Raw genomic sequence first — 24,834 nt, forward strand, 5'->3', positions numbered from 1 at the left:
GCAGCAAACTACCGAGCCCAGCGCAGATGTCAACCGTGTCACTAACAGCGGAAACACCAAGTTTTCGCAGCTAGGACATGATCGACGAGAGCCGTCAATGGTCTCATGTGATCCGATGTCCCTCAAGTCGAGCGAGGGCGGCGGGAAGCGGGCCGTCGTGCACGACGCCAAGGCGCCGGGTGGCGCGGGTCAGCGCCACGTAAAGATCGCTGGCCCCGCGTGGCGACTCCTCCAGGATGAGCTCCGGTTCGACCACGATGACCGCGTCGAACTCCAGCCCCTTGGCCTCGGTGGCGGTCAGCACCGCCGCCTGCGCGTCCAGGGTGGCGGCCCCGGGCCCGGCGGCCGCGCCCTCGACCGAGGCCAGGACGACCTCGCCGAGCTCGGCGGCCCGCGACTCGGGGACGATCACGACGAGCCGCCCTCCCTCGACGATCTCGTTCTTGACCAGGTCGCCGAGCCGGGCCGTCGGGGAGGCGGCCCAGGGGTGCGTCCCGGTCTCCCTGACCGAGGTCGGGGCGGTCAGGTCCGGGCCGACCAGGGTGAGCACGTCGGCGGCCACGGCCATCAGCTCGGAGGGGGTGCGGTAGTTGACGGTGAGGGTCTCCTCGCGCCAGCGACCGGCCACGTACGGGTCCAGGACGGCTCCCCAGGAGCGCGCCCCGGCCGACGCCCCGGTCTGGGCCAGGTCGCCGACGATCGTCATCGACCGGGTCGGGCAGCGCCGCATGAGCATCCGCCAGTCCATCGCGGACAGCTCCTGCGCCTCGTCCACGATGACGTGGCCGAAGGCCCAGGTGCGGTCGGCCGCGGCACGCTCGGCCGTGGTCAGGAAGACGTCGTCGCCGAGGTGGCGGGAGGCGAACCGCTCGGCGTCCATGATGTCGGACAGCCCGGTCATCTCCAGCACCTCCTTGGCGTAGGCGAGCTGGTGCTGCCGCTCGTCGAGCGCGGCGGCGCGCTGGGCGGCCTGCTCCTCCTCGGCCATCCAGGCACCGGCCCGCAGCACCGCCGGGTCGATGTCGCCGAGCAGCTCGGCCGCCTCGTCCAGCAGCGGCACGTCGGACTCGGCCCACCAGTTCTCCCCCTGGCGGGGCGGTTCGCGCAGCAGCAGCTCCCGTTCGGCCCGGTCGAAGTCGGCGGCGGCGTACTCCAGGCGCTCGCGGGAGGTGAACAGGCCGATCAGCAACTGCTGCGGGGTGGCGTAGGGCCACAGGCGGTTCAGCGCGGCCTTGACGGGCCGCTCGGTGCGCAGCTCCTCGCGGATGTCGGCCAGCTCGTCGTCGTCGATCATGCCCTTGCCGAGCTGCCGGGCCGCCTGGCGGGCGAGCGCGTTGAGCAGGTGGCGGACGAAGACCGAGCGGGCCTCGTTGTGCGGCCTCTTGGAGCGGGACGCCCGGTTGCGGGCCGCCTCCAGGACGCTGCCCTCCAGCCGGAGCGTGTAGCGGTCCAGCTTGATCTCCACCGGCTTGCGCGGCACCCGCTGGCGCTCGCGCACGGCCCGCGCGACGACCTGGGCCATCCGGATGTCGCCCTTGAGCGCGGCGGTCTCGGGACGCTCCCTGCGGCCGGGGACGACGCCCGGGTACAGCTCGGAGACGGTCGACAGCAGCACGTCGGTCTCGCCCAGGGAGGGCAGCACCTGCTCGATGTAGCGCAGGAAGGTCAGGTTGGGCCCGAGGATGAGCACGCCCCTGCGGGCCAGCTTCTCGCGGTGGGTGTAGAGCAGGTAGGCGGCCCGGTGCAGCGCGACCACGGTCTTGCCGGTGCCGGGGCCGCCCTGCACGACCAGCACGCCGCTCAGGTCGGAGCGGATGATGCGGTCCTGCTCGGACTGGATGGTGGCCACGATGTCGCGCATCCGGCCGGTGCGCCGGGCGGCCAGCGACGCCAGCAGCGCGGCCTCGCCGTTGAGGGTGGCCGCGGCCTCGTCGGTGAGGGCGTCGATGTCCAGCAGGTCGTCGTCGATCCCGATCACCGTGCGCCCCCTGGTCTGCAGGTGACGGCGGCGGGTGACGCCCATCGAGGCGGCGGGGGTGGCGCCGTAGAAGGGCTGCGCCACCGGGGCCCGCCAGTCGATCAGCAGGCGGCGCTGGTCGTCGTCGGCCAGGCCGATCCGGCCGATGTAGAGGGAGGTGGCGTCGGCGTTGTCGAGTCTGCCGAAGCACAGGCCGTTCTCGACCGCCCACAGGCGGCCCAGGCGTTCGGCGTACATCCCGGCGAAACTGTCGCGCTCGGAGCGGTTCTGGTGGGTGCCGCCGCTGCCGCCCTGCGCCAGGACGCCGTCCAGCTGCCGCTGGGTGCGCTCGCGCAGCAGGTCGAGCCGCCGGTAGAGCCCGGAAACGTATTCCTGCTCCCTGGCCAGCTCGATTTGACGGGTTGCCGTCGCTCCGTTATCGTTGCTAGTAATGGGACACTCCGGGCCATTCTGCTGGTTGTTATGACAAACAACTACCCTAGCAGGTCCGTCGAGAAGTTTACCCACCCCTCCGCCGTCACAGCTTGATTGCGGCGCCGCCCTCCCGCTTGACGGGGATCCGCGAGGCTCCTTACATTCACTCCAAGTTAGGAAAGTTTCCTAACTCTGACGCGCCCGCGGACGGCCCGGCGATCGACGGACGACCACGACCGCCGCACGGCCCGGCGATCGACGGACGGCCGTGCGGACGACGGCCGGACCGACCGGACCGACCGGACCGGGCCGGGCCGGCCGGGCCGACTGAACCGGCTGGACCGGCTGGACCGGCTGGACCGGTCGGACCGGTCGGCGGGCACCGGACGCGTCGCGGCCACCGGAACGCGGAGGACCAGTGAACCTGCCGACGCCCGGCACCCCCAGCCTGCTGCGCGCCATCAACGACCGGGCCGCCCTGCAGGCGCTGCTGGAACGCGGCCCGCTGACCCGTCCGGAGATCGGCGCCCTCACCGGCCTGTCCAAGCCCACCGCCTCCCAGCTCCTGATCCGCCTGCAGGGGGCCGGTCTGGTCGTGCTCGACGGCATCCGCGAGGGACTGCCGGGCCGTACCGCCGAGGTCTACCGGCTCAACCCCGACGCGGCCCACGTCGCCGCGCTGGACGTCAAGCGGGCGGGCATCGACGTGAGGATCGCCGACATCACCGGCGCCGTCGTCGGCGAGCACCACCTGCCCACCCCCGGCCGCGGGGGCGGCGACGCCGTCGAGCGCGTCCGCGCCGCGCTGGAGGGCGCGGGCGCCGCCACGACGGACCGGACGGCGACAGCCGTGGCGGCGACGACGACCGCACCGGCGGGAGCGGCGAGGGCGGGAGCGGGGGCGGGGACGGCGGCGGGGGCGGTCGCGATCAGGCGCGCGGTCATCGGCGTGGAGGGGGCGATCGACCCCGGCACCGGCAGGCTGGCCTACGCCACCAGCAAGGACATGCCCGGCTGGCAGATCCCCGACCTGGTCCGCACGCTGAGCGACGGCCTCGGCATGCCCGTCGCCGTCGAGAACAACGTCAACCTCGTCGCCCAGGCCGAGCAGGCGCACGGCGCGGGCCGGGGCCACCGGGACTTCGTGCTGCTCTGGGCCGACGAGGGCCTCGGCTCGGCCCTGGTGCTCGACGGCCGGCTGCACCGGGGCGCCACCGGCGGCGCCGGCGAGGTGGGCTACATGCCCACCCCCGGCGCGCCGACCGCCAGGGAGACCGGCCGCTACGCCAACCACGGCTACCAGGCCCTCACCGGCGGCCCCGCCGTCCTGAAGATCCTCAGGTCGTACGGGGTGCGCGGAGGCGACCCGGCGCAGGCCGTGCTGAACGCCGTGCGGGCGTCCGCGGGCGGACGCGGCGCCCGCTCCGACGACGCGCGCGCCGGACTGCGCGACATCGCCTCCCGGCTGGCCCTGGGGCTGGCGGCGATCACCTCCGTCGTCGACCCCGAGGTCATCGTGCTGACCGGCGGGACCCTGCTGGCCGGCGGCGAGACCCTGCGCGAGCTCGTCGAGCACGAACTGCACGCCCTGACCATTCCCCGGCCGCCCCTGCTGCTCTCGACCGTGGAGGGCAACCCCGTCCTCGCCGGCGCCCTCGACCTCGCCCTGGCGGGCGCCCGCGAGGAGGTCTTCGGCTCCACCCTCCCGCCCTGACCCCGCGGCCCCCTCCTCCCCGGGCCGGGGCGGCGGGTCCGTCCCGGCGCCTGTGCCGCCGGGACGACGACCACGGCCCGCCCCGTCCCCCTGCCGACGAGGCCGATCGGACGCCCCCCTCGGGCCGGCGTCCCCCGGCACCGCACGACGTGCGGTGGAGCCTCGCCATGGCGGCGATCCCGCCCGTCATGGCCCCGGTTGACCGTCGTGTTCCTCCTCGCCCCGGAGGGTCTCCCCCGGGGCGTCACGCTTAAGGAGTAAAAGGGTGAAACTCGCCGTTGTCGGGGGCGGCTCGACGTACACGCCGGAGCTGATCGACGGGTTCGCACGGCTGCGCGACGAGCTGCCGCTGACCGAGATCGCGCTGGTCGATCCGGACGTCCGCCGGCTGGACCTCGTGGCCGGGATGGCCCGCAGGATGCTGGCGCGGGCCGGGCATCCGGCCCCGGTCGTCGCGACCACCTCGGTCGAGGAGGGCGTCGCCGGTGCCGGGGCCGTCCTGCTGCAGCTTCGCGTCGGCGGCCAGGCCGCGCGCGACGTGGACGAGACGCTGCCGCTGGAGTGCGGCTGCGTCGGGCAGGAGACGACCGGCGCGGGCGGGCTGGCCAAGGCGCTGCGCACGGTACCGGTGGTGCTGGACATCGCCGAGAAGGTCAGACGGCACGCGCCCGGCGCCTGGATCGTCGACTTCACCAACCCGGTCGGCATCGTCACCAGGGCGCTGCTGGAGGCCGGGCACCGGGCCATCGGCCTGTGCAACGTGGCCATCGGCTTCCAGCGCCGCTTCGCCGCGAACCTGGGCGTCGCCCCCGGGCGGATCTCCCTGGACCACGTCGGCCTGAACCACCTCACCTGGGAGCGGGCCGTCCGCCTGGACGGGCGGGACGTGCTGCCGGAGCTGCTGGAGACCCACGGCGACAGGATCGCCGAGGACGTCGGCATGCCCGCCGAACTGCTCCGCAGGCTGGGTGTGGTCCCCTCCTACTACCTGCGCTACTTCTACGAGCACGACCGGGTGGTGGCCGAGCAGCGCGTCAAGCCCTCGCGCGCCGCCGAGGTCGCGGCGATGGAGACCGAGCTGCTCCGGCTGTACGCCGACCCCGCGGTGGACACCAAGCCCGAGCTGCTGGGCAGGCGCGGCGGCGCCTTCTACTCGGAGGCGGCGGTGGCGCTGATCGCCTCACTGGTGGGCGACCGCGGCGACACCCAGGTCGTCAACCTGCGCAACGACGGCACGCTGCCGTTCCTGCCCGACGAGGCGGTCGTCGAGGTCCCGGCCACGGTCACCGCGGCGGGCGCGACGGCGCTGCCGGTGGAGCCGGTGGAGCCGCTCTTCGCCGGGCTGATCGCGCACGTCACCGCGTACGAGACGCTGGCGCTGGAGGCGGCGCTGCACGGCGGTGAGCGGCGCGTCGCCGACGCGCTGCTGGCGCACCCGCTGGTCGGGCAGGCCTCGCTCTCCGGCGACCTGGCCCGGCGCCTGGTCGAGGCCAACCGCGCCCACCTGTCCTGGGCGACCGCGTGAGGACGACACTGGCGGTCGACGGGGGCAACAGCAAGACCGACGTCGCTCTGGTCGGCGAGGACGGCTCGGTGCTGGCCACCGGGCGCGGCGCCGCGTTCCGGCCGCAGACCGTCGGGGTGGCGCGCGCGATCGACGTGCTCGGCGAGGCCGTGCGCTCGGCGCTCGGCCCGGGGGCGGTCCCGCCCTACGCCGACCACGTCGCCGCCTACGTGGCCGGCGCGGACCTGCCGGTCGAGGAGGAGGCGCTGCGCGCGGAGATCCTCTCGCGCGGGTACGGGCGGCAGGTGACGGTCGGCAACGACACCTTCGCGCTGCTGCGCGCCGGGGCCTCCGGGCCGGCGGGCGTGGCCGTGGTGTGCGGGGCGGGCGTCAACGCGGTGGCGGTCTCCCCCTCGGGGCGGGTGGCTCGGTACCCGGCGCTGGGACGGATCACCGGCGACTGGGGCGGCGGGATCGGGCTCGGCGAGGAGACGCTCTGGCACGCCGTGCGCGCCGAGGACGGCCGGGGCCCGGCCACCGCGCTGGCCGCCGCCGTCCGCGAGCACTTCGGCACCCGCACGGTCGAGGAGGTGTCGCTGGCCGTCCACTTCGGCGAGCTGGCGTACACCAGGCTGAACGAACTGGCGCCGGTGCTGATGGGGGTCGCCGCCACGGGCGACGCGGTGGCCCGCTCCCTGGTGTCACGGATGGCCGAGGAGGTCGTGGTGCTCGCGGTGGTCGCGCTGCGCCGCCTGGACCTGCTCGGCGTCCCGATGGAGGTGGTCCTGGGCGGCGGCGTGCTCACCGCCCGCGACCCGCTCATGACCGAGCTGCTGGAGCGGGGCTTCGCCGAGCACGCCCCGCACGCCGAGCTGATCGTCGCCGACGCCCCGCCCGTCATGGGCGCCGCGCTGCTGGGCCTGGACGCCCTGGGCGCCGGCGAGGGGGCCAGGGCCCGGCTGCGGGCCCGCTTCCACGTCCCGGCCTGAGCACCGGCGCGATCGCGGAGCGGTCGGCACGATCGGCGGGACCGCCGCGTGCGGACGACCGCGTGCGGACGGGCTCGGGACGGACTCGGACGGGCGGCGCCGGATCATCCCCTGAGCGGGTTCCCGGGGCCGGTGGGCGGGGCCGCCGGGAAGCGCGGGGACTCCTCCACGGGCCTCGGAGCCGGGACCGGGAGATGTCTCCTCTTCAGCAGGAGGGCACCGCCTGGGTAGTGTCCCTGGCATGCGACTCGGGGTGAACGTACCCAACTTCGGACCGGGCACCGACCCGGACGTGCTGCGGCGCTGGGCGCGGACCGTGGAGGCTCTCGGCTACGACCTGCTGATGATCTCCGACCACGTGGTGGTGACGCCCGACGTCGCCGAGCAGTACCCGGCCCCGTTCTACGAGCCGTTCACCACGCTCTCCTGGCTGGCCGGCGCCACCGAACGGATCGTGCTCGGCACCTCGGTGCTCATCGTGCCGTACCGCCACCCCCTCCTGACGGCCCGGATGGCGGCGAACCTCAGCGCTCTCAGCGGCGGACGCCTGGTCCTCGGCGTGGGCGTCGGCTGGGCGCGCCGGGAGTTCGCCGCCCTCGGGGTGCCGTTCGAACGGCGCGGGCGGCTGACCGACGACCACCTGCTGGCGATGCGCGCCGCCTGGGCGGACCAGGACGACTACCGCGCCGGGACGATACCGATCTGGGTCGGCGGGAACGGCGACGCCGGCCTGCGCCGGGCGGTACGCCTCGGTGAGGCGTGGCACCCCCTGCGCACCACCCTGCCGTGGTTGCGGAGCGCGGTGGGCCGGCTGAGGGCCGCCGCGGACGAGCTGGGACGGCCGGTGCCCGCCCTGGCGCCCCGCGTCGTGCTGCGCCTGACCGGCTCACCGGTCACTTGCCCCGAGCGGCGCGCCGGCGAGGGCACCGTCGAGCAGGTGCTCGACGACCTCGAGGAGCTGCGCCTGCTCGGCGCCGAGACCGTGGTGCTCGACCCGTTCGACGGTGACCCCGCCGAGACGCTCCGCCCGCGGGCGGCCTGGCGCGCGCTCGCGACCGTGGCCGACCTGTGGCCCCGGCCCCCCGCCACCCCACCGACGTCACCGACGTCACCGACGTCACCGACGTCACCGACGTCACCGACGTCACCGCCGTCACCGACGTCATCCCTGCCACCCGCGCCATCCCATCACCACGTCACCCATGAACGGAGCGATCGTGACGCCTGAGGACGAGACCTTCCTGCGCCGGGCCATCGCCCTGGCCGCGCACGCCCGCGCGACCGGGGACGCCCCCTTCGGATCCCTGCTGGTGGGACCGGACGGCACCGTGCTGGCCGAGGACCACAACACGGTCACCAGCGACCGCGACATCTCCGCCCATCCCGAGCTGAAACTGGCCCGGTGGGCCGCCCGCGAGCTGGACCCGGCCACCGCCGCGGCCACCACCCTCTACACGAGCTGCCGGCCCTGCCCCATGTGCGAGGGCGCCATCGAACGGTCCGGGCTCGGACGCGTGGTGTACGCGCTCTCCGACGAGCAGCTCGCCGCGCTCAAGCCGGGCGGCGGCTGGCCACGGGTGCCCCAGGAGGGGCCGGCGCTGTTCGAGGAGGCACGCGTCCCGGTCGAGGGCTTCTACCGCTGACCGCCCCACCCGCCCGGCGACGCGACGATCGGCCTCTCCGGTGCCGGATGCCTTCGGCGCGACCCCGGCCGGGCGGGACGGCGGGGATCAGGAGCGCTCGTCGGGCCTGACGTCGTCCGACCCGGCCGGTTCCGGGACACGGTGCTCGTACGGCGTGCTGAGCACGACCGTCGTGCGGGTGGACACGTTGGCCGCGGCGCGGATCTGGTTCAGCAGTTCCTCGAGCGCTATCGGCGAGGCCACCCGGACCTTGAGGATGTAGCTCTCGTCCCCGGCCACGCTGTGGCACGCCTCGATGGCGCTCAGGTGGGCCAGCCGCTCGGGGGCGTCGTCGGCGGCGGCGGGGTCCGTCGGCTTGATGGAGACGAACGCGGTGAGCGACAGGCCGATGGCGTCGTAGTCGACGAGCGCCGCGTAGCCGCGGAGCACGCCGCGCTTCTCCAGCCGGCGCACCCGCTGGTGCACCGCCGACACCGACAGCCCGGTCTCCCTGGCGAGATCGGTGAAGCTCATCCGGCCGTCTCTGGCCAGCAGCGTGATGATACGGCGGTCGATCTCCTCCACCCGGTACACGGTAACGGCACCGGGGACCGCGCGCGCCTTCCCGGCGTCACGGTCCCGGCACGGTCCCGGTTCCGTCGGCACCCGTCACGGCCCCGGCGGCACCGGCGGCACCGGCGACACCGGCGGTCCTCGTGGCCCCGGTGCCGGCCACGGCCGGCGCGCCCGGCGCCCCCGAGGTCTCCCGCTCGCCCCGGAGAGCCTCCTGGCCGCCCCGGGAGGTCGCCGGGTCATCCCGGTGGGCCTCCTGGCCCTCGGCGGTCTCCCGGCCGTTCCCGGGCCCCTCCGCGCCGGTCCCCGACGTGTCCTGCCCCGGCTCGTCCGCCCGCCGGTCCGTCCCCGCGTCCTCCCGGCCCGTCCCGGTCTCCTCCGTCCCGGTCTCCTCCGGGGCGGTCTCCTCCGTCCCGGTCTCCTCCGGGGCGGGCGGCAGGGGCGGGGCCGGCAGCGTGATGACGAAGCGGGCCCCGTCGGTGTACTCGGTGTCGAGCCGGATCGTGCCGCCGTGCTGTTCGACGATCTTCCTGCAGAGCGCCAGGCCGATGCCGGTGCCCTCGTAGGCGTCCCGCTGGTGCAGCCGCTGGAAGATCACGAAGATCTTGTCGGCGAAGTTGGCGGCGATGCCGATGCCGTTGTCGGTCACGGTCATCCGCCACTCCCCCTCCCCGCCGGGCTCCCGCTCCAGGCGTTCGGCCTCGATCCTGACCCGAGGCGCGCGGCCGGGGACGCGGAACTTCAGGGAGTTGCCGATGAGGTTCTGCCAGAGCATGACGAACTGCAGCTTGTCGCCGACGAACACCGGCAGGTCGCCGACCTCCACCTCGGCGCCGGACTCCTCCACGACGGCCGAGAGGTTGGCCAGCGCCCTGTCCACCACGTCGTTGAGGTCCATCTCGACGGGTTCCCTGGTGATGCGGCCCACCCGGGAGAAGGTCAGCAGCTCGTTGATGAGCACCTGCATGCGCTTGGCCCCGTCGACGGCGAAGTCGATGTAGGTGTTGGCCCGCTCGTCGAGCTGGGAGGCGTACCGCTGCTGCAGCATCTGACAGAAAGAGGCGATCTTCCTCAGGGGTTCCTGCAGGTCGTGCGAGGCCACGTAGGCGAACTGCTCCAGCTCCGCGTTGGAGCGCTTGAGCTCCTCGGCCTGGGCCGCGACCCGCAGCCGGGACTCCCGGGCCTCCTCCAGCTCGGTGACGATGCGTTTGCGCATCGCCTCCATGTCCCCGGCCAGGTCGGCGAGGTCGGACGGGCCCCCGGTGTCGACGTGGTGGTCGAAGTCGCCCATGGTGACCCTGCGGGAGGCCTCCCGCAGCCGGGTCAGGGGGGCGAACACGGCGATCCTCAGCAGTACCGCCACGATGACGATGGTGATCAGGAAGGCGGCCAGGATGCCGAAGAAGGTCGCGTCCCTGATCGTGCGGGCGGTGCCCAGCTCGGCGCGGGCGTCCAGTCTCGCCTGGGTCCAGGCGTTGTTCTGGACGTCGAGCGCCTTGCGGACCAGGTCGAAGGAGCTCTTGCTCTCCGCGATCAGCGTCTCGCCCACGCTCTTCGGGCCGGTCTTCCTGGCGGTGTCGATCATCGGCTCGGCGTACCGGGCCCGCCAGTCGGAGGCCAGCCGCTCCACGGTGTCGAGCTCGCGCAACGGCGCGGCCCCCGGGACCAGTTCCCTGATCCTCGCCGACACCGCGGTCTGTTCCCTGCGCCCGTCGAGGTAGGGCTGCAGGAACTCCTCGTTGCCGGTGATGACGAAGCCCCGCATGCCGGTCTCCTGGTCCAGCAGGGTCGCCTGCAGGCGCTCGGCCTGGATCCGGCCCACGGAGATGTGGTCGATCAGGCGGTTGGAGGCCGACGCCGCGTTCTTCAGGACCGCGGCGCCGACGACCGCGGAGACCCCCAGCAGGACGGCCATGGCGATCAGCACGACGTTGAACCAGGTCTGCGCGCTCCAGCGGCTCTGCCGGGATCGGGAGGGAGCAGCTGTCTCGGTGGTCATCGGCCTCTCACTTCACAGGGTTCTCCGTCCCGTCGGCGCCCGGACGTCCGAGGGGTGGACGAAAGATACCGGAACCGGCCCGCGGACCCGTAGCCGGTCCGCCCCTCGGACGGCGCCCCACGCCCCGGCGCCTCGCCCGGGCCCCCCGCCCGGACCGCACGCCCCGGCCGGCGCGGGACCGGACCGGCGCGGGACGCGACGTGACGCGGCGTGACGCGACGTAGGGTCGCCGCATGAGCAACCTGGAGACGGACCCGCGGGAGTCGGCGTGCGGCGGCCTGGCGGACGTGGCGGCCGAGCCGGTCGAGGAGCTGCTGACCGGCCGGGACGTGGTGCTGGGCGGCCCGCGGGCGATGAGGGTCACCCGGACCCTGCCGAACCGGGACGTGCGGATGGTCGGCGCCTGGTGCTTCGTCGACCACTACGGCCCCGAGCGGGCGACGATGCGCGTCCCCCCGCACCCGCACACGGGCCTGCAGACCGTGAGCTGGCTCCTGGAGGGGGAGATCCTGCACCGCGACAGCCTCGGCAGCGAGCAGACGATCACCCCCGGAGGGCTCAACCTGATGACCGCCGGGCGCGGCATCTCCCACTCCGAGGAGTCGGCCGCCGGCGCCCTGCTGCACGGGGTCCAGCTCTGGGTGGCCCTGCCCTCGCACGTCCGCGGGATCGCCCCGGCCTTCGAGCACCACGCGACCCTGCCCCGCCCGGTCTCGCCGGGCGTCGTCACGACCGTGATCATGGGCGAGCTGGACGGCGTCGCGTCCCCGGCGACGGTCCACACCCCGCTGGTCGGCGCCGAGATCACGCTGGAGGCGGGCGCCGGGACGCGCCTGCCGCTCCGTCCCGGTTTCGAGTACGCCGTGCTGGTGCTGTCCGGCGCGGTGCGGGTCTTCGGCACCCGCCTCTCCCCCGGTCCGCTGCTCTACCTGGGCAGCGGCCGCTCCGGGCTGGAACTGCGGTCCGAGGGGGGCGGGCGGCTGCTGCTGCTCGGCGGCGAGCCGTTCGAGGAGCGCATCGTCATGTGGTGGAACTTCGTCGGCCGCAGCCACGAGGAGATCGTCGGCTTCCGGCGCGAGTGGGCCGAGGGCGAGGCGTTCGGCACGGTATCCGGCGCGGCGCGCGCCGCGGGACCCGGCACGGGGTCCGGTGCGGGATCTGAGACGGGATCTGAGACGGGATCTGGGGCGGGGCCCGGCACGGGCATGGCCCCGCTGCCCGCGCCCGAGCTGCCGCTGACCCCGCTGAAGGCCCGCGGCCGCCGCCGCTGATCGCCCCCGCCCCTCACCGCCCCACCGCCCGCGCCGGTCGCGCCCTCGCCGTCCGCCACCGCCGTCGTCACCGGTCGATCGCGCCGCCGCCCGGCGCGCCGGGCACCTGTCCGCGACCCCGCCCGGGGCGGGGATGCGAAGCTGGTACGGCCCCGCGCCGCCGGCGCGCCGCGGGGGCGATGACCGGGTTCTCTATGGGAGGTACGTCGTGTCGGACGAGTTCGACGTGGTGGTGGTGGGCGCGGGCCCCGCGGGCGAGAACGTCGCCGACCGCGCGGTCAGGGGAGGACTGACCGCGGCGGTCGTCGAGGGCAACCTGGCGGGCGGGGAGTGCTCGTACTGGGCGTGCATCCCCAGCAAGGCGCTGCTGCGCCCGGTGGACCTGGTCGCCGAGGTCTCCCGGATGCCGGGCCTGACGATCGGCCCCATCGACACCGCCGCCGTGCTCGCCCGGCGTGACGAGGCCGTGGCCCACCTGGACGACAGCGGCCAGGTCGAGTGGATCAGAGGGGTGCCTGCGGAGTTCGTCCGCGGCCACGGGCGGCTGGACGGCCCCAAGCGGGTCACGGTGACCGCGAAGGACGGCTCGGTCCGCACCCTGACCGCCCGCCACGCGGTCGTGCTGGCCACCGGGAGCGCGGCGGTCGTCCCGCCGGTCCCCGGTCTCGCCGAGGCCTCCCCCTGGACGAGCCACGAGGTCACGGCGGCCAGGAGCGTCCCGGGGCGGCTGGCCGTGCTGGGCGGCGGCGTGGTGGCCTGCGAGATGGCCCAGGCCATGCACGGCCTCGGCGCCGCCGAGACGACCGTGCTGGCGCGCGGCGGGCTGCTGGGCAGGATGGAGCCGTTCGCCGGGGAGCTGGTGGCCGCCTCGTTCGCCGAGGCGGGCATCACGGTCCGCACCGGTGTCGAGGTGACGAGGGTGGAGCGGCCCCGGCCCGGCGGCCCGGTGACGGTCCACCTGTCCGAGGGGGCGCCGGTGGAGGCCGACGAGCTGCTGGTGGCCACCGGCAGGCGTCCGGCCACGGGCGACCTCGGCCTGGAGACGGTCGGCCTGGAGGCCGGGAAGAACGTGGAGGTCGACGACAGCATGCGCGCCACCGGCGTCGGCGACGGCTGGCTGTACGCGGTGGGCGACGTCAACGGCCGGGCCCTGCTCACCCACATGGGCAAGTACCAGGCCCGGGTGTGCGGGGACGTGATCGCCGCGCGCGCCGCGGGCGGCGCGGACGACCTTCCGGCGCTGCGCGACGCCGCCGGCGCGTACGGCGCCCCCCAGGTGGTCTTCACCGACCCGCAGGTGTGCGCGGTGGGCCGGACCGAGGCCGAGGCCCGCGCCGACGGGTTCGAGGTGCGCGTGGTCGAGTACGACCTGGGCAAGGTGACGGGCGCCTACCTGCAGGCCGAGGACTACCGGGGCAGGGCCAAGGCCGTCGTGGACGAGCGGCGCCGCGTCCTGCTCGGGGTGACGTTCGCCGGGCCGGCCGTGGGCGAGCTGCTGCACGCCGCGACGATCGCGGTCACCGCCGAGGTGCCGCTGGAGCGGCTCTGGCACGCCGTGCCGTCCTTCCCCACGGTCAGTGAGATCTGGCTGCGGCTGCTGGAGGGCTACGGGCTCTGACGCCGCCGCGACGCGAGGCGCCGCCCCGGGGGGCGCCTCGCCCCGCCGCCGCCTACCCCGCCTGGCCCGTCTGGTCCGCCCGCCCCGCCTGCTTGGCCAGGGCGCGGCCGATCACCAGGCGCTGGACCTGGTTGGTGCCCTCGACGATCTGCAGGACCTTGGCCTCCCGCATGTGGCGCTCGGCCGGGAAGTCCTCCACGTAGCCGTACCCGCCGAGGACCTGGACGGCGTCGGTGGTGACCCTCATGCACATGTCGGTGGCGAACAGCTTCGCCATCGCCGCCCGCGTGCCGTACGGCCGTCCGGCGTCGCGCAGCCGGGCGGCGTCCAGGTACAGGGCGCGGGCCGCGGCGATCTGGGTGGCCATGTCGGCGAGCATGAAGCCGACGCCCTGGAAGTCGATGATCCGCGAGCCGAACTGGCGGCGCTCGGCGGCGTAGGCGGTCGCCACGTCGAAGGCGGCCTGGGCCACGCCCACGGCGCAGGCGGCGATGCCGAGCCTGCCGCCGTCCAGGGCGGCCATGGCGATCCGGAAGCCCTCCCCCTCGGCGCCGAGCAGCGCCTCGGGCGGCAGGCGCACCCCGTCGAAGCGGACCTGGGCGGTCGGCGAGGACCTCATGCCCATCTTCCGCTCGGGCGCGCCGAACGACAGCCCCTCGACGCCGGCGGGCACGTGCAGGCAGGAGATGCCGCGGGCGCCGTCGGCGGAGGTACGGGCCATCAGCGTGTAGAAGTCGGCGACGCCGCCGTGGGTGATCCAGGCCTTGACGCCGTCGACGGTGTAGCCGTCGTGGCCGTCGTGGCCGTCTGTGCCGGGGACCGCCCTGGTGGTCAGCGCGGCGGCGTCGGAGCCCGACTGCGGCTCCGACAGGCAGTAGGCGCCCAGCCACTCCCCGCCCAGCATGTCGGGGAGCAGCGCGGCGCGCTGCTCGTCGGTGCCGTAGGCGGCCACCGGGAAGCACGACAGGGTGTGCACCGAGACCCCGAGGCCCACGGCCAGCCAGCCGGCCGCGAGCTCCTCGATCACCTGCAGGTAGACCTCGTACGGCTGCGCCGCCCCGCCGTGCTCCTCGGGGTAGGGCAGGCCGAGCAGGCCCGCGCGGCCGAGCGTGGCGAACACCTCGCGCGGGAACGTGCCCGCGGCCTCGTCGGCCGAGGCCCGGGGCGCGATCTCCTTGGCGATCAGGTCGCGGACCAGGTCCAGCAGGTCACGGGCGTCGCCGGTCGGCAGGACGCGCTCAACGGTCATCTGAATCCTCCAGCGTGAGGACCCCGCCCCGGATCCGTCGGGGAAGGGGGTGGTGTCCGCGTGCTCCAGTTCCTGGCGCGGACGGCGGGACGGCCGGGGTCGCCGGCCGTCCCGATTCTGGCATCCCCGGCGGGCGGGGGCACCGGGGGCACCGGGGGCACCGAGGGCCGCGTCAGACGACCACGAGCTCGCGGGGACGGTGGTTGACGCGCTCGCCGCCGTCCCCGGTGCAGACGAGGATGTCCTCGATACGGGCGCCGTGCGCGCCGGGCAGGTAGATGCCGGGCTCGACGGAGAAGGCGAAGCCCGGGGCCAGCGGCTCGGTGTTGCCCGCGACGATGTAGGGCTCCTCGTGGGTCTCCAGGCCGATGCCGTGGCCGGTGCGGTGGATGAAGTACTCGCCGTAGCCCTCGGCGGCGATCACCTCGCGGGCGGCGGCGTCGACCGCCTCGCACGGCACGCCGGGGCGCACCGCGTCGCAGGCGGCCTGCTGGGCGCGCCGGAGCACCTCGTAGTACGCCAGGAAGCCCGCAGGAGGCTCGCCGATCGCGTAGACCCGGGTGGAGTCCGAGCAGTAGCCGCTCGGCATCTGGCCGCCGATGTCGACGACGATCGGCTCGCCCTCGGCCACGACCCGGTCAGAGAGCTCGTGGTGGGGGCTGGCGCCGTTGGGGCCGGAGCCGACGATGACGAAGTCGACGGTCGAGTGGCCGGCCGCGACGATCGCCTCGGCGATGTCCCTGCCGATCTCCCGTTCGGTCCTGCCCGCCTTGAGGAATCCGGGCACCTGCGCGTGGACGGCGTCGATCGCGGCGCCCGCCTCGCGCAGCGCGGCCACCTCGGCGGCGCTCTTGCGCATGCGCAGCCCGCGCAGCACCGTCCCGGCGAGCACCTGCTCGGCGCCGGGCATCGCCTCGCGCAGGCGCAGCGACTGCATCGCCCACATCCGGTCGGCCAGGCCGACCCTGCGGGGCGCGCCCAGCCGGGCGGCGACGGTCGCGTAGGGGTCGTCGGTCTCGTCCCAGGGGACGAACTCCAGGCCCAGGCGCGAGGCCGGGGAGTGCTCGGCCGCGGGCAGCTCCAGGCGGGGCACCATCATGAACGCCTCGCCGGCGGCCGGGAGCACCAGGCAGGTGAGCCGCTCCAGCGGCAGCGCCTCGTACCCGGTCACGTAGCGCAGGTCGGGACCCGGGGTGAGCAGCAGCGCGTCGAGCCCGGCGGCGGCCGTCGCCTCCCGGGCGGCGGCCAGGCGGGTCACGGGATAGAGATCAGAGGACTCCGTTGTCACGCCGACCAATCTAATCCGGGCGGGGCGGCGCCGCACCCGCGGGGCCGGACCGAAAGTCCCGGAACGGAAGGCACGGAAGCGACCCGGCCACTACAATCCGTTGAAGTACGATCACATTTCGTTGACAAAACATCCGTAAAGCCACGTTTTCTCGAGAGCGAGCTACATGGTCGGCGTAGTGGGCGGCCACCAGCCACCCCTCCACCCACGAAACGACCAGGTGACCGTCCCGGCTCCGTCGACCATCGCCGAAAAGACGCGGTGGCCGTGCGACGAGCCGGGTGAGCACATGGCCGTGGAGCCACACCTCCTCGCCGCGCGCCTGGCGCACGCGGAACGGCTGGGCGACATGGGCTGGGCCGAGTGGGATCTCCGGACCGGAGAGGCCACCTGGTCCGATCAGGTGTACGTCATGTTCGGCCGCGACCCCGCCGACGGCCCGATCCCGCTGCACGACCTCATCGGTCACGCCGAGGCGGTCGACCGGCCCGGCCTGGACCGCCTGCTCTGGTCGGTGGTGCGCCGGGCCGTGCCGGGGGAGGCGGAGTTCCGCGTCCGCCGCCACGGCGAGCTCCGTCACCTGCGGGCCGTGCTCGACCCCGTCGTGAGCGGCGGGCACGCCGCCGTGCACGGCGTCCTCCAGGACGTCACCCTCCGCCGCCGGGCCGAGCGCATCATGTCGGACTCGCGGGACATGCTGCTGCGCGTGCGCGAGCAGGCCGCCGAGGAGCACCACATGAGCGTGGCGCTGCGCGAGGCGATCATGCCGGGCCTGGACGAGACGATCGGCCTGCCGCACGCCCGCGTCGCCGTGCGCTACGTGGCGGCGGGCGTCGAGAGCGGCCTCGGCGGCGACTGGTACGACGCCGTCCGGCTGCCCGGCGGCGGCATCCAGCTCGCCATCGGCGACGTGGCCGGGCACGGGATGCCGGCGCTCGCGCAGATGGCCCAGCTGCGGCACGCCCTGGTCGGCCTCGCGATGACCGGCCACTCCCCCGACCGGCTCCTGACCTGGCTCAACGATCTCGTGCTGCGGCGGATGCCGGAGACCACGGCGACCGCCGCGGTGGGCCGTCTCGACCCGGCCTGCGGGACGTTCACCTGGGCGCAGGCCGGCCATCCGGCCCCGATCCTGGTGCGCGACGGGAAGGCCGCGCAGCTCGACCCGCCCGCCGGGGTGCTGCTGGGAGCCACCGCCGACGAGGCGTACGGCCTGGCCACGTTCGAGCTGCGCGCGGGTGACCTGCTGCTGCTGTTCACCGACGGGCTGGTGGAGCGGCGCACCCGTGACATCGACGAGGGCGTGGCGCTGGTGCTGGAGGCGGCGGCCCTGCTGGGAGCGGATCCGGAAGGCGGGCTCGACCGGCTCGTCGAGACGGTCGGCGGCCCCAATCCCGAGGACGACACCTGCGTGCTGGCGGTCGGCCTCCCCGGCTGATTGGTTAGGTTGGTCGCCATGCCCGGCCTGATGCTCCTCGACACCCCCTCGCTGTACTACCGCGCCTTCTACGGGATCCCCGAGTCGATGACCGCCCCCGACGGCATGCCCGTCAACGCGGTGCGCGGCGTCATCGACATGATCGCCATGCTGATCCGGAGGTACTCCCCCGGGGAGATGGCCGCCTGCATGGACGCCGACTGGCGCCCGGCCTTCCGGGTGGCGGCGATCCCGACGTACAAGGCCCACCGGGTCGTCGAAGGCGGCGCCGAGGAGACCCCCGACACGCTCGCACCGCAGGTGCCGGTGCTGGAGCGGGTGCTCGACGCCGTGGGCATCGCCCGCGTCGGCGTGCCCGGCTACGAGGCCGACGACGTGATGGGCACGCTCACCGCGCGGGCGAGCGGCCCGGTCGACGTCGTCACCGGCGACCGCGACCTGTTCCAGCTCGTCGACGACACCCGGCCGGTCCGCGTCCTCTACACCGCCAGGGGCGTGAAGAACCTCCAGGCGATCGACGAGGCGACGGTGACCGAGAAGTACGGCGTCCCCGGCCGCGCCTACGCCGACTTCGCCACCCTGCGCGGCGACCCCAGCGACGGCCTGCCGGGCGTGCCCGGGGTGGGTGACAAGACCGCGGCGGCCCTGATCACCGCCTACGGCTCGCTGGAGGCGCTGCTGCGGGCCGTCGACGGGGACGGCCCCCCTCCCGGCTCCCCGGAAGGGGGCGCGGCCGTCCTGACCGCGGGGCGGCGCGCGAAGCTGTCGGCCGCGCGGGAGTACCTGCGGATCGCCCCCGGCGTGGTGCGGGTCGCCCGCGACGCCCCCGTGCCCGGGATCGACCTCGCGCTCCCGTCCGAGCCCCGGGACCCGCGGGCCCTGGCGGCGCTGGGCGAACGCTACGGTCTGCGCAGCCCCCTGGAGAGGCTGACCTCGGCCCTGTGATCGCCTTCGCGGGCCCCTGGATCGTCCGGGGGCCCCGGCCGTGGAGGGGCCTCACGGAAAGCCGGTAGGTTGCTCCCTGTGCCTCACAAGAGCATCCGGGTGCCCGGAGAGTCCCATCCGCGGCTCGACGACGGTTTCGAACGGATCCGTCGTGAGATGAAGCTGCCCGAGGAGTTCCCCCGGGCGGTGGTCGACGAGGCCGAGTGGGTCGCCGAGGCGCCCGCCCTGCCCCGGCTGGACCGTACCGACCTGCCGATGATCACCATCGATCCCCCGGGGGCGATGGACCTCGACCAGGCCCTGCATCTGGAGGAGCGGCCCGGCGGCTACCGCGTCTGGTACGCCATCGCCGACGTCGGGGCGTTCGTCAGGCCCGGCGGCGCGATCGACGCCGAGGCGCGCCTGCGCGGCGAGACCGTCTACATGCCCGACGGCCGGGTGCCGCTGCACCCGCCCGTGCTGTCGGAGGGCGCGGCCAGCCTGCTGCCCGGGGTGGACCGCCCCGCCGCGCTGTGGTGCGTGGACCTCGACGCCGAGGGGAGCATCGTGGGCGCGGACGTGACCAGGGCGCTGGTGCGCAGCCGCGAACGGCTCGACTACGACTACGCGCAGGCCGCGATCGACACCGGCACCGCCGACGGCACGCTGCGCCTGCTGGCCGAGATCGGCCGGCTCAGGCTCGCCCTGGAGCGGGCCAGGGGCGGCGTCACGCTGCCCACCCCCGACCAGGAGGTCGTCCCGGACGGGGACGGCTACCGGGTGGAGCTGCGCGCCCCGCTGGACGCCGAGGCGTGGAACGCGCAGATCTCGCTCCTGACGGGCATGGCCGCCGCCTCGATGATGCTGGACGCCGAGATCGGCCTGCTGCGGGTGCTGCCGCCCGCCCCGGCCGAGCGGGTCGCCCAGGTCCGGCGGATGGCGGCGGCGCTCGGCGTGCCCTGGCCCGAGGGCGCCGGGTACGGCGACGTCGTGCACGCCCTGGACCCGAAGGTCCCCGAGCAGGCCGCGTTCCTGCAGGAGTCGACCGTGCTGCTGCGCGGCGCCGGCTACGTGGTCTTCAACGGGGAGCCGCCCGCGCAGGCCGGGCACGCCGCGGTGGCCGCGCCGTACGCGCACGTGACGGCGCCGCTGCGGCGTCTCGTCGACCGCTACGCCACCGAGATCTGCCTGGCCGTCGCGGCCGGCGAGCCGGTGCCGCAGGAGGTCCAGCGGGTCATGGGCGAGCTGCCGGAGATCATGCACGCCACCGGGCGCCGGGCCGGGAGCGTCGAGCGGGCGTGCGTGGACCTGGTGGAGGCGTTCGTGCTGCGCGACCGGGTGGGGCAGACGTTCGAGGCCGTGGTGATCGACGTGGCCGAGGACCGGCCGTGGGGCCAGGTGCAGGTCACCGACCCGCCGGTGGTGGCGCGCTGCGACGGCGAGGACCTGCCCCTGGGCGAGAGCGTCCGGGTGCGGCTGACCCGCGCCGACCCGGCCACCCGCGAGGTCCGCTTCGCCCTGGCCTGACGCCGCGACCGCGGGCCGCCCGGAGTCCCGGCCGGCCCGCGATCCCGAACCAGGCTCCCGGCCCGCGCCCCCGCGCCCGCGCCCCCGGGTCAGGGATCGCAGACCCGCGATCTCAGGTCAGGGACGAGTAGGCCACCACGCCGCGGCGCAGGGCGTCCATCGCCTTGCCCGCGGTCTGCTTGACCCTGCTCCCGGCCGGGGCGGCGTCGGAGATCTGGCCGAGCAGGTCGAGCAGTTGCTTGGTCCAGCGCACGAAGTCGCCGGCGGCCAGCTCGGTGCCGCCGACGCCGTCGCGCAGGACCGCGTCCAGGGTGTGGCCCTTGGCCCAGCGGAAGGCCGCCCAGGCGAAACCGAAGTCGGGCTCCCTGATGAACGACAGGCCGTGGTCGCTCTCGATGGCCTCCAGCTCGCCCCAGAGGCGGACCATGTCGGCCAGCGTCTTCTGACAGGCGCCCGCGGGGATCCTGGGCTGGCGGGCGTCGTCGGCCTGGCGCGACTCGAACACCAGCGACGACACGCACGCGGCCAGCTCGGCCGGGTCCAGGTCGTCCCAGAGCCCGGAGCGCAGGCACTCGGCGGTGAGCAGGTCCAGCTCGGTGTAGAGCTGGGCCAGCCTGCGGCCCTCGGCGGTGACGCTCTCCCCCTCCAGGTAGCCGAGCTGGTCGAGCACCCCGCAGACCTTGTCGAAGGTGCGGGCGATGACGTGGGAGCGGCCCTCGACCCTGCGCCGCAGGCCCTCGGTCTCGCGGAGCAGCTTGTGGTAGCGCTCGGCCCAGCGGGCGTGGTCCTCGCGCTCGTCGCACCCGTGGCAGGGGTGGCGGCGGATCTCCTGGCGCAGCCGGATGATCTCGTCGTCCTCGGCGGCGTGGTCGCGCGCCCGCACCGGCTTGCCGAGGTCGAGGTCGCCGATCTTGGCGTGCACCGAGGAGACCAGGTTGGCCCTCTCCTTGGGGGAACGGGCGTTGAAGTTCTTGGGGATGCGCAGGTGCTCGACCGGCTCCACCGGGACGGGGAAGTCGGCCGGCGAGAGCTTCTTGACCTGCTTGCCGATGGTCAGCACCAGCGGGGAGGGCCCCTCGCCCCGGGAGTTGAGGCCGGGGTCGAGCACGACGGCCAGCCCGGCGCGGCGACCGCCGGGGACCCGGATGATGTCGCCGGGCCTGAGGGCCTCCAGCGAGCGCAGCGCCTGCAGGCGCCGGGCCGCGCCGCGCCGGCGCGACAGCTCGGCCTCGCGGTCCGACAGGGCCCTGCGCATGGCGGCGTACTCCTCGAAGTCGCCCAGGTGGCAGGTCATCGCCTGGCGGTAGCCCTCCAGCGCCTCCTCGGAGCGGCGCACCTGCTTGGCCAGGCCCACCACGGCCCGGTCGGCCTGGAACTGGGCGAAGGAGGACTCCAGCAGCGTCCTGGCGCGTTCCCTCCCCACCTGCCCGACCAGGTTGACCGCCATGTTGTACGAGGGGCGGAAGCTGGAGCGCAGCGGGTAGGTCCGGGTGCTGGCCAGGCCCGCGACCTGGACCGGGTCGATGCCCGGCTGCCACTGGACCACCGCGTGGCCCTCCACGTCGATGCCGCGCCGCCCGGCCCGCCCGGTGAGCTGGGTGTACTCCCCGGGGGTGAGGTCGGCGTGGGTCTCGCCGTTCCACTTGTCGAGCTTCTCGATCACCACGGAGCGGGCCGGCATGTTGATGCCGAGCGCGAGGGTCTCGGTGGCGAACACGGCCTTGACCAGGCCGCGGGTGAACAGCTCCTCGACGACCTCCTTGAAGGAGGGGAGCATGCCCGCGTGGTGGGCGGCCAGCCCCCGCTCCAGGGCGTCGCGCCACTCCAGGTAGCCCAGCACGCCCAGGTCCTCGTCGGGCAGGTGGGCGGTGCGCTCGTCAACGATCTGCCGGATCTCGTGGCGTTCGGCGTCGGTGGTGAGCCGGATGCCGTCGTGCAGGCACTGCATGACGGCGGCGTCGCAGCCGGCCCGGGAGAAGATGAACGTGATCGCGGGCAGCAGGGCGTCGGCGTCCAGGCGCTCGATGGCCGCCGCCCGGTCGGGCGGGCCGCCCCTGCGGGGACGCGAGTAGCCGCGGCGGCCCCTGCCGAACGCCTGGCGCTCCTCGTCCCTGGCGATGCGCAGCAGGTTGGGGTTGATCTGGGGGCGGCGGTCGTCGTCGACGGTGACGAACAGGTCGTAGATGCGGTTGCCGACGAGCATGTGCTGCCAGAGCGGGACCGGCCGGTGCTCGTCGACGATGACGCTGGTGTCGCCGCGGACCTCGCCCATCCACTCGCCGAACTCCTCGGCGTTGCTGACCGTGGCCGAGAGCGCGACCAGCCGCACCGACTCGGGCAGATGGATGATCACTTCCTCCCAGACCGCGCCGCGGAACCGGTCGGCCAGGTAGTGCACCTCGTCCATCACGACGAACCCGAGCCCGGCCAGCGTGCCGGACCCGGCGTAGAGCATGTTGCGCAGCACCTCGGTCGTCATGATGACGATCGGCGCCTCGCCGTTGACGCTGTTGTCACCGGTGAGCAGGCCGACCTTGGCCGCGCCGTACCGCCTGACCAGGTCGTTGTACTTCTGGTTGGAGAGCGCCTTGATGGGGGTGGTGTAGAAGCACTTGCGGCCCTCGGCCAGGGCCAGGTGCACCGCGAACTCGCCCACGACGGTCTTGCCCGAGCCGGTGGGCGCCGCCACCAGGACCCCGTCGCCCGCCTCCAGCGCCCGGCAGGCGTCGAGCTGGAAGTCGTCCAGCTCGAAGTCGTACAGTCCGCGGAACGAGGTCAGCGCGGGCCCGCTCTCGGCCTGGCTCTGACGGAAGGCAGCGTAGCGTTCCGCTGGGGTCGTCATACCCTCAGCCTACCGATATCGGGATTCTGGTCCGTCCCCCGTTTCCCCCGGCCCCGGCCCGGCGGGCGATCGTGTCCGCGACGGCCGGGACGGCGACGCGCTAGACCAGCACCTCCAGCGCGCCCGGGACGATCTCGCAGGTGAGCGGGGTCGGCCCGATCCGCTCCCCGTCGGCGTAGGCGATCACCCCGGGGGCCTCCACGGTGACCCGGCGGGCCCGGTGCGTGGTGACGGCCGGGTGGCTCGCGTGCGAACCCCGGTAGACGCGGGGGAAGGTGCGCAGGAACTCCCCCCGGGGGATCGCGCCCAGGACCGTCACGTCCAGCAGGCCGTCGTCGGGCAGGGCGCCGGGGCAGACCCGCATGCCGGCGCCGTAGGAGTGGGTGTTGCCGACCGCGACCAGCATGGCCTCCCGCTCGACGATCTCGCCGTCCAGGTCGACGCGGAACGGGATCGGCCGGAAGGAGCGCAGCTCCTCGGCGAGCGCGACCAGGTACCTGGCCATGCCCGGCGGCCAGGTCATCGTGTTGGCCCGCTCGTTGACGCGGGAGTCGAAGCCGCAGGCCATCACCCCGGCGAACCACTCGTCGTCGCCGATCCTGGCGGCGTCGACCGTGCGGACCCGGCCGCGCAGCACCACGTCGGCCGCGGCCAGCGGGGCCTTCAGCGGGACGCCGAGCGCTCCGGCGATGTCGTTGCCCGTGCCCACCGGGATGACGCCCAGCGGCACGCCGCTGCCCGCTACCGCCTGGACGGCCAGGTGGACCAGGCCGTCGCCGCCGAAGGCCACCAGCGCCTCGGGCTGCTCGGCGACGGCCGTGCAGGCGCGTTCCAGGGCGTCGGGGGCGGAGTCCCCCAGGATCACCGATACCTCGCGCCCGCCCCGCCGCAGCCGGTCGAGCACCGGGGAGAGCAGCCCGCGTGAGCGGCCGCCGCGGGCGGCGGGGTTGACCAGGACGGCGATCTCTGCGGGCACAGACGGAACTTATCCCTTATCGGGTGAGATCCGTGTCGGCCGTTCTCGAATCGATAGGAGCCGGTTCCCCGACGGGGGTCGTCTCGCCCAGGGACGAGGCGCCGTCGTCGAGGGAGGAGGCCTCGTCGTCGGACAGGTGGGAGAAGTCGTCGCCCTTGGGCCGTCTCCTGTCACGCAGGTACATGAACCCCTCCGCCAGCGCGAACAGGACCACCATCGGGATCGCCAGGGCGATCATCGAGAACGGGTCGGTGCTGGGGGTGGCCAGGGCCGCGAAGAGGAACATGATGAAGATGACCATGCGGCGGTGCTTGGCCACGGTGGCGTGCGGCAGGACGCCGATGACGTTGAGGAAGACCATCAGCAGCGGCAGCTCGAAGGAGACGCCGAAGATGATGATCATCACCAGCGCGTAGCTGAGGTACTCGTCCATCTCCAGCAGGGGCACCGCGTTGTCCGGCGCGAAGCCGAGCAGGATCGCCAGGCCGGTGTCCATGATGAAGTAGGCCAGCGCCGCGCCCGCCAGGAACAGCGGGATCGCCAGGGCGAGGAACGAGATCGAGTAGCGCTTCTCGTTGCGGTACAGGCCCGGGGTGACGAACGCCCAGATCTGGTACAGCCACACCGGTGAGGAGACCACCAGCGCGAACATCGCCGCGACCTTCAGGTTGACCAGGAACGCGTCGAAGACACCGCGGATGGCGAACGTGCACTCTTCCTCCCGCAGCACCCGCGAGGCGGGCAGGTCGCAGTAGGGGTCGGTGACGAAGGTCCAGATCGGGTCGAAGAAGATGAAACCGACCACGATGCCCGCGACCAGCGCGAGCAACGCGATGACCAGCCGGTTGCGCAGCTCGCGCAGGTGCGCCATGAGCGGCATCCGGCCGTCGCCGGACTCATCGACGGGC

General features: G+C 74.2%; 18 protein-coding genes. 10 read left to right on the forward strand and 8 right to left on the reverse strand.

Annotated elements, in window-relative coordinates; genetic code table 11:
• Window positions 1-103: 103 nt before the first annotated feature.
• Window positions 104-2,485, reverse strand: coding sequence for an ATP-binding domain-containing protein (locus AB0G16_RS19860; protein ID WP_362806577.1), 2,382 nt, complete (start codon window positions 2,483-2,485; stop codon window positions 104-106).
• A 325-nt stretch (window positions 2,486-2,810) separates the two neighbouring features.
• Between AB0G16_RS19860 and AB0G16_RS19865 the strand changes: the two genes are divergently transcribed.
• The 5 genes from AB0G16_RS19865 (at window position 2,811) to AB0G16_RS19885 (ending at window position 8,242) form a co-directional block, all read left to right on the forward strand.
• On the forward strand, window positions 2,811-4,106 hold the full coding sequence (locus AB0G16_RS19865; protein ID WP_362806580.1) for an ROK family transcriptional regulator: 1,296 nt from the start codon (window positions 2,811-2,813) through the stop codon (window positions 4,104-4,106).
• 265 nt (window positions 4,107-4,371) lie between these two features.
• Complete coding sequence (locus AB0G16_RS19870) at window positions 4,372-5,631, forward strand: 6-phospho-beta-glucosidase (RefSeq protein ID WP_362806583.1); 1,260 nt, start codon at window positions 4,372-4,374, stop codon at window positions 5,629-5,631.
• Window positions 5,628-6,599 (forward strand): BadF/BadG/BcrA/BcrD ATPase family protein, encoded by a 972-nt coding sequence (locus AB0G16_RS19875; protein ID WP_362806586.1) that lies wholly within the window; start codon window positions 5,628-5,630, stop codon window positions 6,597-6,599. Before AB0G16_RS19870 ends, AB0G16_RS19875 begins: the two co-directional genes overlap by 4 nt.
• 241 nt (window positions 6,600-6,840) lie before the next feature.
• Complete coding sequence (locus AB0G16_RS19880) at window positions 6,841-7,827, forward strand: LLM class flavin-dependent oxidoreductase (RefSeq protein ID WP_362806589.1); 987 nt, start codon at window positions 6,841-6,843, stop codon at window positions 7,825-7,827.
• A complete protein-coding gene (locus AB0G16_RS19885; RefSeq protein WP_362806592.1) occupies window positions 7,817-8,242 on the forward strand; it encodes a nucleoside deaminase in 426 nt (141 codons plus the stop codon). Before AB0G16_RS19880 ends, AB0G16_RS19885 begins: the two co-directional genes overlap by 11 nt.
• A gap of 87 nt (window positions 8,243-8,329) precedes the next feature.
• Here AB0G16_RS19885 and AB0G16_RS19890 read toward each other — a convergent pair whose 3' ends face one another.
• Both AB0G16_RS19890 and AB0G16_RS19895 read right to left on the reverse strand, forming a co-directional pair.
• On the reverse strand, window positions 8,330-8,806 hold the full coding sequence (locus tag AB0G16_RS19890) for an Lrp/AsnC family transcriptional regulator (protein ID WP_362806595.1): 477 nt from the start codon (window positions 8,804-8,806) through the stop codon (window positions 8,330-8,332).
• Between the two features lie 46 nt (window positions 8,807-8,852).
• The gene (locus AB0G16_RS19895) at window positions 8,853-10,793 is read right to left on the reverse strand and encodes an ATP-binding protein (RefSeq protein WP_362806599.1); all 1,941 of its coding nucleotides are present in this window, start codon (window positions 10,791-10,793) and stop codon (window positions 8,853-8,855) included.
• A gap of 233 nt (window positions 10,794-11,026) precedes the next feature.
• Between AB0G16_RS19895 and AB0G16_RS19900 the strand changes: the two genes are divergently transcribed.
• Window positions 11,027-12,064, forward strand: a complete 1,038-nt coding sequence (locus AB0G16_RS19900; protein ID WP_362806602.1) for a pirin family protein — start codon at window positions 11,027-11,029, stop codon at window positions 12,062-12,064.
• A gap of 208 nt (window positions 12,065-12,272) precedes the next feature.
• Window positions 12,273-13,682, forward strand: coding sequence for an NAD(P)/FAD-dependent oxidoreductase (locus AB0G16_RS19905; protein WP_362806605.1), 1,410 nt, complete (start codon window positions 12,273-12,275; stop codon window positions 13,680-13,682).
• A 52-nt stretch (window positions 13,683-13,734) separates the two neighbouring features.
• Here AB0G16_RS19905 and AB0G16_RS19910 read toward each other — a convergent pair whose 3' ends face one another.
• Entirely contained in the window at window positions 13,735-14,931 is a 1,197-nt protein-coding gene (locus AB0G16_RS19910) for an acyl-CoA dehydrogenase family protein (RefSeq protein ID WP_362806608.1), read from the reverse strand.
• A gap of 172 nt (window positions 14,932-15,103) precedes the next feature.
• On the reverse strand, window positions 15,104-16,219 hold the full coding sequence (locus AB0G16_RS19915) for a Xaa-Pro peptidase family protein (RefSeq protein WP_362806611.1): 1,116 nt from the start codon (window positions 16,217-16,219) through the stop codon (window positions 15,104-15,106).
• Between the two features lie 289 nt (window positions 16,220-16,508).
• Here AB0G16_RS19915 and AB0G16_RS19920 point away from each other — a divergent pair, with 289 nt between their 5' ends.
• From AB0G16_RS19920 to AB0G16_RS19930, 3 genes are all read left to right on the forward strand, one after another.
• The gene (locus AB0G16_RS19920) at window positions 16,509-17,657 is read left to right on the forward strand and encodes a SpoIIE family protein phosphatase (RefSeq protein WP_362806614.1); all 1,149 of its coding nucleotides are present in this window, start codon (window positions 16,509-16,511) and stop codon (window positions 17,655-17,657) included.
• 18 nt (window positions 17,658-17,675) lie between these two features.
• Window positions 17,676-18,602, forward strand: coding sequence for a 5'-3' exonuclease H3TH domain-containing protein (locus AB0G16_RS19925; RefSeq protein ID WP_362806617.1), 927 nt, complete (start codon window positions 17,676-17,678; stop codon window positions 18,600-18,602).
• A gap of 78 nt (window positions 18,603-18,680) precedes the next feature.
• A complete protein-coding gene (locus AB0G16_RS19930) occupies window positions 18,681-20,108 on the forward strand; it encodes an RNB domain-containing ribonuclease (RefSeq protein WP_362806620.1) in 1,428 nt (475 codons plus the stop codon).
• Between the two features lie 112 nt (window positions 20,109-20,220).
• Here the strand turns inward: AB0G16_RS19930 and AB0G16_RS19935 are convergent, their stop codons facing one another.
• From AB0G16_RS19935 to tatC, 3 genes are all read right to left on the reverse strand, one after another.
• Window positions 20,221-22,950 (reverse strand): DEAD/DEAH box helicase, encoded by a 2,730-nt coding sequence (locus tag AB0G16_RS19935; protein ID WP_362806623.1) that lies wholly within the window; start codon window positions 22,948-22,950, stop codon window positions 20,221-20,223.
• Window positions 22,951-23,050: 100 nt separating this feature from the next.
• Window positions 23,051-23,926 (reverse strand): YegS/Rv2252/BmrU family lipid kinase, encoded by an 876-nt coding sequence (locus tag AB0G16_RS19940; RefSeq protein ID WP_362806626.1) that lies wholly within the window; start codon window positions 23,924-23,926, stop codon window positions 23,051-23,053.
• 16 nt (window positions 23,927-23,942) lie between these two features.
• On the reverse strand, window positions 23,943-24,797 hold the full coding sequence (tatC, locus tag AB0G16_RS19945) for a twin-arginine translocase subunit TatC (protein WP_362806629.1): 855 nt from the start codon (window positions 24,795-24,797) through the stop codon (window positions 23,943-23,945).
• Window positions 24,798-24,834 lie beyond the last annotated feature (37 nt).

The sequence above is a fragment of the Streptosporangium sp. NPDC023615 genome (assembly GCF_040640155.1).
GTDB lineage: Bacteria > Actinomycetota > Actinomycetes > Streptosporangiales > Streptosporangiaceae > Streptosporangium.